The organism is Streptomyces sp. NPDC093094, from assembly GCF_044754345.1.
Classification (GTDB): Bacteria; Actinomycetota; Actinomycetes; order Streptomycetales; family Streptomycetaceae; genus Streptomyces.
Genome location: NZ_JBIVOX010000005.1, coordinates 534,791 through 544,631, shown reverse-complemented (window position 1 = coordinate 544,631; position 9,841 = coordinate 534,791). Strand labels below are relative to the sequence as shown.

The window sequence follows — 9,841 nt, the reverse complement described above, 5'->3', positions numbered from 1 at the left end:
ACCCTCGCGGGCTTTCCTCCGGGCTTTTCCCTTCGGTCTTGCGTCTCCGACTCTATCAGACCGTTTCCCGGCCCGATTTCCTCGGTGCTTTCCAGGGTCCCGCTCCCGCGTTTCCCTTTCCGGCGCTTCCGACTCTATCAGATCCTTTCGGCGTCTGACTCCCAGTCAGGGGGGTTTGTCTTCCCGGCCGCTGGGCCGTTCCGACGAGTGAGACTTTAGCGGATTCCCGGCTCCCGAGCTAATCGGGGCCTGCGTCCTTTCGAACGCGGATTCCTCATTCCGCAAATACGCATACCAATGACACGACGGCAGCAGGACAGACCGACTGCATGTCGAGAATGGTTGGTGCTTGTGGAATGGCTGTCCGGGGACCGACCGGAGTCGGAGCTCACGTCGGACAACTCGGAGAACACTACGGATCCACGGAGATCGTGTCAACCCCGCTCCTGGAGCGCATCTGAGGCGTACGCTGACCGGCATGACTACGCGTACGTGCACCCAGCAGTGGTGGGCCGCCTGACGGCGGCCGGACTCACGTATGCGCTCACGGCCGCCGCTTCGGCGGCCGTTCTTGTATCTCCCTCCTGGGAGCCGGCCGGCGGGTGCGGCGGTCCCGACCAGGAGGTAGGAGATGAAGCGGGTCTTCAGCGGGGTCAAGCCGACCGGGCATCTGACGCTGGGGAACTACCTGGGGGCCATGCGGCAGTGGGCCGCGGTGGACCAGCACCGGGCCGACGCACTGTTCTGCGTCGTGGATCTGCACGCGCTCACCGTTGACCACGACCCCGCGCGGGTGCGGCGGCTCAGCCGGCAGGCGGCCACGCTGCTGCTCGCGTCCGGGCTGGATCCCGAGCTGTGCACCGTCTTCGTGCAGAGCCATGTCGACGAGCACGCGCGGCTGTCGTACGTCCTGGAGTGCGTGGCGACCGACGGCGAGATGCGGCGGATGATCCAGTACAAGGAGAAGGCGGCGCGGGAGCGGGAGCGGGGCGGGAGTGTGCGGCTGTCGCTGCTGACCTATCCGGTGCTGATGGCGGCGGACATCCTGGCGTACGGGGCGGACGAGGTGCCGGTCGGGGACGACCAGGCGCAGCACGTCGAGCTGACCCGGGACCTGGCGGTGCGGTTCAACCAGCGGTACGGGCACACGTTCGTGGTGCCCAGAGCCACGCACCCGGCGGTGGCGGCCCGGGTGATGAACCTGCAGGAGCCGGCGTCGAAGATGGGGAAGTCCGACGACACGGGTCCCGGGATCGTCTATCTGCTGGACGAGCCGGACGCCGTGCGGAAGAAGGTCATGCGGGCGGTGACCGACAGCGGGAATGACGTCGTGTACGACCCGCAGGGGCGGCCCGGGGTGGCGAATCTGCTGGAGATCCTGGCCGCGTGCACGGGTGGGAACCCGTCGGAGCTGAGCGGTGTATATGAGTCGTACGGCGCCTTGAAGAAGGACACCGCAGAGGCCGTGGTCGAGACCCTCAGGCCCGTACAGGCGAGGCACAAGGAGTTGTGCGCGGACCCTGTGTATGTGGAGGAGGTGCTGCGGGCGGGTGCGGAGAAGGCGCGGGCGATGGCCCGGCCGACCGTGGACGCCGCCTACCGGGCGATCGGGTTGCTGCCCGCCGCCGAGGCCGTCGCCGATGCCGTCGTCGGGGCCGGAGCGGCAGTGGTGGTGAACGCGGCGCGGTAGGCGCGGGGGCTGGTGGCGAGGCGTGCCGCGAAGTGCTGGCGCATGGTGACCTCGCTGCCGAAGCCCGCGCGGCGGGCGACCTCGGGCATGGGGAGGTCGGTGCGCTCCAGGAGCTTCTGGGCGGCGGCGACGCGCTGGTCCAGGAGCCACCGGAGGGGGGTCGTGCCGGTCTCCGCCTGGAAGTGGCGGGCGAAGGAGCGTGGGGACATACCGGCGCGGGCGGCCAGGTCGGCGACCGTGAGCGGCTCGTGGAGGTGCCGCAGGGCGTGCTCACGGACTCCGGCGAGGGCGTCGGCGTCGCGGTCGGTGCGTGGAGTGGGGCGTTCGATGAACTGTGCCTGGGTTCCGGTGCGGAAGGGGGCGGTGACCATCGAACGGGCGACGGTGGCCGCCGCCTCGGCGCCATGGGCGGTGCGGACGAGATGGAGGCACAGATCGATGCCGGCCGCGGTGCCGGCGGCGGTCCAGATGTTGTCGTCCTCGATGAAGAGCGCGTCGGGGACGACGGTGACGAGGGGGTGATGTGCGCGCAGCACGTCGACGAGGTTCCAGTGGGTGATGGCCCGGCGGCCGTCGAGGAGGCCGGCCTGCGCGAGGGTGAAGGCGCCTCCGCAGAGGGCGGCGACGGTGGTGCCGCGGGCGTGGGCGCGGCGCAGGGCGTCGAGGACCGGCTCGGGCGCGGGGGTGAGGTGGTCGTCCAGGCCGGGGACGACGATCAGGTCGGCGCGGCCGAGCCAGTCGAGGGTGCGGTCGGGAAGGAGGGTGAGGCCGCCGCGCAGGGGGATGGGGGTGGTGGTGTCGGTGCCGGTGCGGCGGAGGTCGTAGGCGGGGACGCCGCGGTCGGTGCGGTCGCTGCCCCAGACCTCGGTGACGACGGAGACGTCGAAGGCGCGGATGCCGGGGAAGGCGACGAGAGCCACGCGGTAGGTGCGGTGGGGTTCGGCCATGTCTGGCAGTAAACCATCGATCGGTGACTTTCCCCCCTCTGGGGTGAGGGGCACCTGGGCGTCAGGATCGGGGGTATGGAGATGGCGAAGAACGCAGCGCTGGTGGTCGTGGACGTGCAGAAGGGCTTCGAGGAGGAGGCGTTCTGGGGTCCGCGGAACAACCCTGCGGCCGATGACAACATCGCCGCGCTGATCGACGTGTGGCAGATGACGGGCCGGCCGGTGGTGTTCGTACGGCACGACTCGGAGAAGGCGGGGTCGCCGCTGCGGACGGGGTCCACGGGCAACGGTTTCAAGGAGTACGTGGAGGAGCGGCGCGGAAGGGGGGACGGGCCGGAGCTGCTGGTGACGAAGAGCGTGAACTCGGCCTTCTACGGTTCGCCGGATCTGGACGCCTGGCTGCGGGAGGCGGGTGTCGGGCAGATCGTGGTGGTGGGGATCCAGACCAACATGTGTGTGGAGACGACCGCGCGGATGGGCGGGAACCTGCGGTACGACGTGGTGGTTCCGCTGGATGCCACGCACACGTTCGACGTGGCGGGGCCGTTCGGCTGGCAGCTGTCCGCGGAGGAGCTGGCGCGGGCCACGGCCGTGACGCTGCACGGGGGCGGGTTCGCCCGGGTGGTGACGACGAAGGAGGTCGTGGACGCGGCGGGGTGAGCCGCCGCGCCGGACGGGTCAGCTGTTGTTGCCGGAGGCCAGTTCGCGGCTGCGGTCACGGGCGGCTTCGAGGGCGGCGATGAGGGCGGCCCGTACGCCGTGGTTCTCCAGTTCGCGGATGGCGTTGATGGTGGTGCCGGCGGGCGAGGTGACGTTCTCGCGGAGTTTGACCGGGTGCTCGCCGCTGTCGCGGAGCATCGTCGCGGCGCCGATGGCGGACTGGACGATGAGGTCGTGCGCCTTGTCGCGGGGCAGGCCGAGCAGGATGCCGGCGTCGGTCATGGCCTCGACGAGGTAGAAGAAGTAGGCCGGGCCGGAGCCGGACAGGGCGGTGCAGGCGTCCTGCTGGGACTCGGGGACGCGCAGGGTCTTGCCGACGGCGCCGAAGATCTCCTCGGCGTGGGCGACGTGCCCGGCGGTGGCGTGGCTGCCGGCGGAGATGACGGACATGGCCTCGTCGACGAGGGCGGGGGTGTTCGTCATGACCCGGACGACCGGCGTGCCGGTGGCGAGGCGCTCCTCGAAGAAGGAGGTGGGGATGCCCGCGGCGCCGCTGATGACGAGACGGTCGGCGGGGATGTGCGGGGCGAGTTCGTCGAGGAGGGTGCCCATGTCCTGCGGCTTGACCGTGAGGATCAGGGTGTCGGCGGTCTTGGCGGCCTCGGCGTTGGTGACCGGGGTGACTCCGTAGCGGGTGCGGAGTTCGTCGGCCCGCTCCTGGCGGCGGGCGGTGACCAGGAGGTCGGCGGGGGACCAGCCGGCGCGGATCATTCCGCTGAGCAGGGCTTCGCCGATCTTGCCGGTGCCGAGGACTGCGACTTTCTGGGTCATGGCTTGGGGTGCCCTCCGAGGTGTGCGTCGTCCGGGTTCATCCTCGCACCGGGGCGGGCCGGGCGGTGGCGCTGTCCGGTGGGCGGACGGGACGGGCCCGCCCGGTCACGCGGTGCGGCGCCGGAGGGTTGCCGCGCCGAGGCACAGGACGAGCAGGGCGCAGCCGGCGACGACGAGGGCGTCGCGGACGAAGGCTGCGGTCATGTCGGTGTGGTGGAGGACCTCGTTCATGCCGTCGACCGCGTAGGACATGGGCAGGACGGTGGAGACGGCCTCCAGGGCGGGGTGCATGTTGTCGCGCGGGGTGAACAGACCGCACAGCAGGAGCTGGGGGAAGATCACCGCCGGCATGAACTGGACGGCCTGGAACTCGGAGGCGGCGAAGGCGGAGACGAAGAGGCCGAGGGCGGTGCCGAGGAGGGCGTCGAGCAGGGCGACAAGGAGCAGCAGCCAGGGGGAGCCGATGACGTCGAGGCCGAGGAACCACACGGCGAGGACGGTGGCGAGGACGGACTGGACGATCGCGATGGCGCCGAAGGCGAGTGCGTAGCCGGCGATGAGGTCGCCCTTGCCGAGGGGCATGGCGAGGAGACGTTCGAGGGTGCCGGAGGTGCGTTCGCGCAGGGTGGCGATGGAGGTCACCAGGAACATGGTGATCAGGGGGAAGATCCCGAGGAGCGAGGCGCCGATGCTGTCGAAGGTGCCGGGGCTGCCGTCGAAGACGTAGCGCAGCAGGAAGAGCATCACGCACGGGATGAGGAGCATCAGTGCGATGGTGCGCGGGTCGTGGCGCAGCTGGCGCAGGACGCGGGCGGCGGTGGCGAGGGTGCGGGAGGCGTTGAGGGCGCCGGTGGGGGCGGGAGCCGCCGTGGTCATCGGGTGGTCTCTTTCGGGAGCGCGGCGGCCTCGTCGACGAGGTGGAGGAAGGCTTCCTCGACGGTTTCTGTGCGGGTGCGGGAGCGCAGGGCGTCGGGGGTGTCGTCGGCGAGGATCTCGCCCTCGCGCATGAGCAGGAGGCTGTGGCAGCGCTCCGCCTCGTCCATGACGTGGGAGGAGACGAGGAGGGTGGTGCCGCGGCGGGCGGCGATGTCGTGGAAGAGGTTCCACAGGTCACGGCGCAGGACGGGGTCGAGGCCGACGGTGGGTTCGTCGAGGACGAGCAGGTCGGGGGTGCCGAGGAGGGCCACGGCCAGGGAGACGCGGTTGCGCTGTCCTCCGGAGAGGTTCCCGGCGAGGGCGTCGGCGTGGCTGGTGAGGTCGACGTCGGCGATGGCGCGGGTGACGTCGGTGCGGCGCTGTGCGGCGGCGGCGCGGCCCGGGGCGAGGATCGCGGCGAAGTAGTCGAGGTTCTGGCGCACGGTCAGGTCGTCGTAGACCGAGGGCGCCTGGGTGACGTAGCCGATGCGGGTGCGCAGACGGGGATGGCCGGCGGGGCGGCCGAGGACGTCCAGGGTGCCGGTGGCCTTGGCCTGGGTTCCGACGACGGCGCGCATGAGGGTGGACTTGCCGCAGCCGGAGGGGCCGAGCAGGCCGGTGATCCGGCCGCGCGGAACGGTGAAGTCGAGGCCGCGCAGGACGGTGCGGGGGCCGCGGACGACGGTGAGGCCGGCGGCTCGGACGGCGGGGGCCTCGGGGTCGGGTCCTGGAGGGCCGGACGAGTAATTCATCATGTGATGAATAATGCTCTCGCGCCAGGGGTGCGTCAAGCAGGTGGCACGGGACGGCGCAGGCGCACGGCGGAGTGATCGGAAGCGGGCGCTCCGGTGCGGTGTGCTTCCGTGCCGACCGCCGGCCCGCCCGAGAGGGATGCACGGCCGCACCCTCTTTCCGACAATGGATTTCAGTGCGCGGCCGGGTGCCCGGCGCGTGCGCTTCGGCAGGTCCGCCGTGCCTTCCTCCCCCGTCCGGGCAGGTCCGCCGCGCCCTTCTCCCCGTCCCGGCAGCCGTGCGACTCGCTCCCTCTCTTCTCTTTCTCTTCCTCTTCTCCGCTCCGTTCTCCCGCTCCCTCCCGCTCCCTCCCGCTCCCTCCCGCTCCCTCCCGCTCCCTCCCGCTCCCTCCCGCTCCTCCCGTTCCTCCCGTTCCTTTCGTTCCTTCCGTCGACGGAGGTGCTGCCGTGATGCGCTGCGGCGTGCGCAAGGCCGACCTGTCCGCTTCTCTCGTCGTGTTCCTCGTCGCCCTGCCGCTGTGCGTGGGGGTGGCCCTGACCTCGGGTGTCCCGGCCGAGCTGGGGCTGGTCACCGGGACGGTCGGCGGGCTGGTGGCCGGGGTGCTGTCCGGTGGCGGCCCGCGGGTGAGCGGTCCTGCGGTGGGGCTGGTGGTGCTGGTGCACGAGGCCGTGCGGACGTACGGGCTGCGGATGCTCGGCGTGCTGGTGCTGGCCGCCGGACTGGTGCAGCTGCTCCTGGGGGCACTGCGGCTGGGCCGGTGGTTCCGGGCGGTGTCCGTGGCCGTCGTGCAGGGGCTGCTCGCCGGGCTCGGTCTGCTGCTGGCCGCCGGACAGCTCTACGCCCTGGGGGACTCTGCCGTCCCGGCGGGCGGGCCCGGGCGGCTCACGGGGCTGGTGTCGCTGCCGGGGCAGGTGGATCCGGGGACGCTGTCGGTGGGGGGTGCCACGGTGGTCGTGCTGCTGCTGTGGCCTCGGTGGCGGCGAGGTGCGCGGCTGGTGCCCGCTCCGCTGGCGGCGGTGGTGTCGGCGTCGGCGGTGACCGCGGTGTTCGGCCTCGACGTGCGGCGGGTCGAGGTGCGGGGGCTGCTGGACGCCGTCCGGGTGCCCGGGTCGGCTGATCTCGGACGGCTCATGGAAGTGGGGGTGATCGGGACCGTCGCGGCGTTCGCGCTGATCGCCTCGGCGGAGTCGCTGTCCGGTGCGGCGGCGGTGGACCGGCTGCATCGCGGACCGCGTACGGACCATGACCGGGAGCTGCTGGCGCAGGGCGCGGGGAACACCGTGTGCGGGCTGCTGGGGGCGCTGCCGATGGCTGCGGTGACCGTGCGCGGCCCGGCCGGGGGTGCCTCGGCCGAGGGGGCGCGGGCGGGCATGCGGACCAAGGTCTCGCGGGTGCTGTACGGCGGGTGGCTGCTGCTGTTCGCCGTGCTGGTGCCGGGCGTGCTCGGGGTGGTCCCGGTGGCGGCGCCGGCGGCGCTGCTGCTGTACGCGGGCTGCCGTCTCGTGCCGGTGCGGGAGGCACGGTCGCTGTGGCACGGGGACCGCGGGGAGGCGGTGGTGCTCGGCGTGACGGCGGTGGCGGTCGTCGTGGGGGGCGTGTTCGTGGCGGTACTGGCAGGGCTGGCGCTCTCCGTGGCGAAGACGGCGTGGGACACCAGCCAGGTCCGCGTCGAGACCGAGGACCGGGGCGAGGCCGGACTCGTCGTACGCGTCCTCGGGCACGCCACCTTCCTGCGGCTGCCCAGGCTGCTCGAAGGACTGGACGCGCTGCCGCAGGACCGTGAGGTCCGGCTCGACCTGGCCGGGCTGCGGCATGCGGACCACGCCTGCGCGGCGGCCCTGGAGGGGTGGACCGCCGCTCGGGCTCAGGCGGCCGCGCGGGCGACCAGCAGATCGACGTCGTAGGTCTCCTCGACGACGCCGTCGGGGAAGGACCGCAGCAGATGCCCGCGCTCCTCGGTGAGGTAGGCGGAGGTGCGCTGCGGGGTGTCGGTGAGGAAGACCGAGTGGCTGCCCAGGTTCGCCAGATACATGTCGAGCGGGACGCGGCGGCTCCAGCGCACGCTGCGGCGGGCGAAGTCGAGCAGCCCTTCGGGGTCGGCGGCCGCGGCGTGCGTGCCGCGTTTCTTCTCCGCCTCCACGTCGAGGCCGAAGTGCCGTGCCTGGCGGGTGCCGGCCTCGGCGATCCACGGCACGTCGAGCGCGGCCATGTTCCACCACAGGGCGAGTGCGCCGCCGGGGCGCAGCACCCGCAGCGCCTCGGGGATCGAGCGGGCCGGGTCGGTCCAGTGCCATGCCTGGGCGTAGGTGAGGAGGTCTACGGAGGCGGAGGCCAGGGGGAGACGGTCGCCGTCACCTCTGACGAGGGGCACGCCGGGGTGCGCGCGGCGGAACTCGGCTGCCATGCCCGCGCCCGGTTCCACGGCGACCACCTCGGCGCCGCGGGCGCGCAGCAGACCGGTGGCGATGCCCGTACCGGCCCCGACGTCCGCGACCCGGGCACCTCGCAGGGGCCGGCCGGCGAGGTCCTCGACGGCGTCGAGGAGGGCGGGCGGGTAGGAGGGCCGGTTGGCGGCGTACTGGGCGGCGGCCGCGTTGAAGGAGCGGGCCCGGGTGGAGCGGGTGGGAGCCGTCATGAGGTCATCGTGCCCGGACCCGGAGCCGTCGGCACCGGCTTCCCGGCGGCGCGGGCCGCCCCCAGGGGGATGCGGCGGCACGCGCGGGGCCGCACCCGCGGCGGTCGTCCCGGGGCGGTCGTCCCGGGGCACCTGCCCGGGGCGCCTGCCCGGGGCGCCGTTCAGGAGGCACGGCGCCCAGCGCAGGAGGTCCGGCACCCCGCGCAGAAGGTCCGACGCCCAGCGCAGAAAGCGCGGCACCCCGCGCAGGAGGTCCGACGCCCAGCGCAGAAGGCGCGGCACCCCGCTCAGAAGGTCCGGCACCCCCCGCAGGAGGCACTGCACCCCGCTCAGGAGGTGCGGCGCTTCTTCGACGGGTTGCCGGTGCGGCGGGAGGTGCGCTTCCGGTGCTGCTCCAGGGCCGCCTCGTACTCCTGGCGGTGCAGTTTCTCACCCGGCGCCTCGGTGAGCGAGCGGAAGAAGTAGGCGAGCAGCGCGCCGACGAAGCCGATGGCGAGCAGGCCGCGCAGGGATGCCTGCCGGTCGGGGTCGGGACGCTTGCGGAAGCTCTCCCAGGTGTGGCCGAAGGCGAGGGCGCTGCACACGGCGAACATCACCGTCACCAGGACGGTGACGAAGCTGCCGACGTCGGCGATCTGAAGGCCCTCGTAGGCGAAGCGCAGGACCAGGCAGGAGGCGACGGCGAGGGCCAGGGAGCCGGCCGCGGCGGCGACGCGGCGCAGGGGGTAGCCGTTGTCGTGGTTCACCCAGCCGGTGCCGAAGAAGCGGAGGGGCTCAGGGCCGGGGGTGCCCTGGGGGGAGCCCGCCGCCGTGTCCCGGGTGATCTTGCCGTTGCCGTTCTGCTTCTCGCTCACGGGTCGATTATGGCTCCGGGGTGGAGCGGGCTCCGGTTCCGGCCCCTCGGCCGGGGCCGAGGGGGGCGCGGCCGGCGGCAGCAGGTCAGGAGCAGCGGGAGGCGACGTAGCCGTCCCGGCCCGTCTGGACGTAGGCGTCGGAGACGTACTCGCCGTCGTCGATGTTGTCCCAGATGTTCGACGTGCCGTAGGGGCCGCTCACCGACGTGCCCGGCATCTGGCAGAAGATCGGGACCTTGGCGCCCTCCGGGAGGGTCCGCACGATGCGGTAGCCGGTACCGGGGCCGCTGCGGACGTTGAGGCGGACGCCCGGGGCGACGGAGTAGTAGCGCACCGCGGCCGATGCGGTGGCGGACAGCTCCTCGCCCTCGCCCGCGGCCTCTGAGACCTGTTCGACTGCCATGGACAACCTCCCCCGTCGGACCCCACGGCGGCCGTGGGGTCCCGCTGATCCCTCTGAATGGTTCGGATCACGCCATGAATCAGAGATGCGCGACTCGCACAGGGAGGCTAGCAAGCCGCCTCGGTCTCGTACGCATCATCGACTAGGCTCCGT

10 protein-coding genes are annotated in these 9,841 nt (G+C 72.5%); 3 read left to right on the top strand and 7 right to left on the bottom strand.

Annotation, left to right across the window (positions count from 1 at the left end; genetic code table 11):
• The first annotated feature begins 631 nt into the window (after window positions 1-631).
• A complete protein-coding gene (gene trpS, locus ACIQGV_RS13560) occupies window positions 632-1,690 on the top strand; it encodes a tryptophan--tRNA ligase (RefSeq protein WP_402494098.1) in 1,059 nt (352 codons plus the stop codon).
• On the opposite strand, the gene ACIQGV_RS13555 is transcribed toward trpS, so the two are convergent.
• A complete protein-coding gene (locus ACIQGV_RS13555; RefSeq protein WP_402494095.1) occupies window positions 1,597-2,637 on the bottom strand; it encodes a GlxA family transcriptional regulator in 1,041 nt (346 codons plus the stop codon). The genes trpS and ACIQGV_RS13555 overlap by 94 nt on opposite strands.
• Before the next feature lie 75 nt (window positions 2,638-2,712).
• Between ACIQGV_RS13555 and ACIQGV_RS13550 the strand changes: the two genes are divergently transcribed.
• Window positions 2,713-3,297, top strand: coding sequence for a cysteine hydrolase family protein (locus ACIQGV_RS13550; RefSeq protein ID WP_402494093.1), 585 nt, complete (start codon window positions 2,713-2,715; stop codon window positions 3,295-3,297).
• An 18-nt stretch (window positions 3,298-3,315) separates the two neighbouring features.
• On the opposite strand, the gene proC is transcribed toward ACIQGV_RS13550, so the two are convergent.
• From proC to ACIQGV_RS13535, 3 genes are all read right to left on the bottom strand, one after another.
• Window positions 3,316-4,128 carry a pyrroline-5-carboxylate reductase gene (gene proC, locus ACIQGV_RS13545; RefSeq protein ID WP_402494091.1) on the bottom strand — a complete coding sequence of 271 codons (813 nt, stop codon included), beginning with the start codon at window positions 4,126-4,128 and terminating at the stop codon, window positions 3,316-3,318.
• Window positions 4,129-4,233: 105 nt separating this feature from the next.
• Window positions 4,234-5,004 carry an ABC transporter permease gene (locus tag ACIQGV_RS13540; protein ID WP_402494089.1) on the bottom strand — a complete coding sequence of 257 codons (771 nt, stop codon included), beginning with the start codon at window positions 5,002-5,004 and terminating at the stop codon, window positions 4,234-4,236.
• On the bottom strand, window positions 5,001-5,798 hold the full coding sequence (locus ACIQGV_RS13535; RefSeq protein WP_402494086.1) for an ABC transporter ATP-binding protein: 798 nt from the start codon (window positions 5,796-5,798) through the stop codon (window positions 5,001-5,003). The genes ACIQGV_RS13540 and ACIQGV_RS13535 overlap by 4 nt, the downstream gene beginning before the upstream one ends.
• A gap of 447 nt (window positions 5,799-6,245) precedes the next feature.
• Between ACIQGV_RS13535 and ACIQGV_RS13530 the strand changes: the two genes are divergently transcribed.
• Entirely contained in the window at window positions 6,246-7,700 is a 1,455-nt protein-coding gene (locus ACIQGV_RS13530; protein WP_402494084.1) for a SulP family inorganic anion transporter, read from the top strand.
• On the opposite strand, the gene ACIQGV_RS13525 is transcribed toward ACIQGV_RS13530, so the two are convergent.
• The 3 genes from ACIQGV_RS13525 to ACIQGV_RS13515 form a co-directional block, all read right to left on the bottom strand.
• Entirely contained in the window at window positions 7,661-8,431 is a 771-nt protein-coding gene (locus ACIQGV_RS13525) for a class I SAM-dependent methyltransferase (RefSeq protein WP_402494081.1), read from the bottom strand. The two genes, ACIQGV_RS13530 and ACIQGV_RS13525, sit on opposite strands and share 40 nt — an antisense overlap.
• Window positions 8,432-8,760: 329 nt before the next feature.
• Window positions 8,761-9,285, bottom strand: a complete 525-nt coding sequence (locus tag ACIQGV_RS13520) for an EamA/RhaT family transporter (RefSeq protein WP_402494079.1) — start codon at window positions 9,283-9,285, stop codon at window positions 8,761-8,763.
• A gap of 85 nt (window positions 9,286-9,370) precedes the next feature.
• Window positions 9,371-9,688: an SH3 domain-containing protein gene (locus tag ACIQGV_RS13515; RefSeq protein WP_402494076.1), complete on the bottom strand. Its 318-nt coding sequence runs from the start codon at window positions 9,686-9,688 to the stop codon at window positions 9,371-9,373.
• Window positions 9,689-9,841 lie beyond the last annotated feature (153 nt).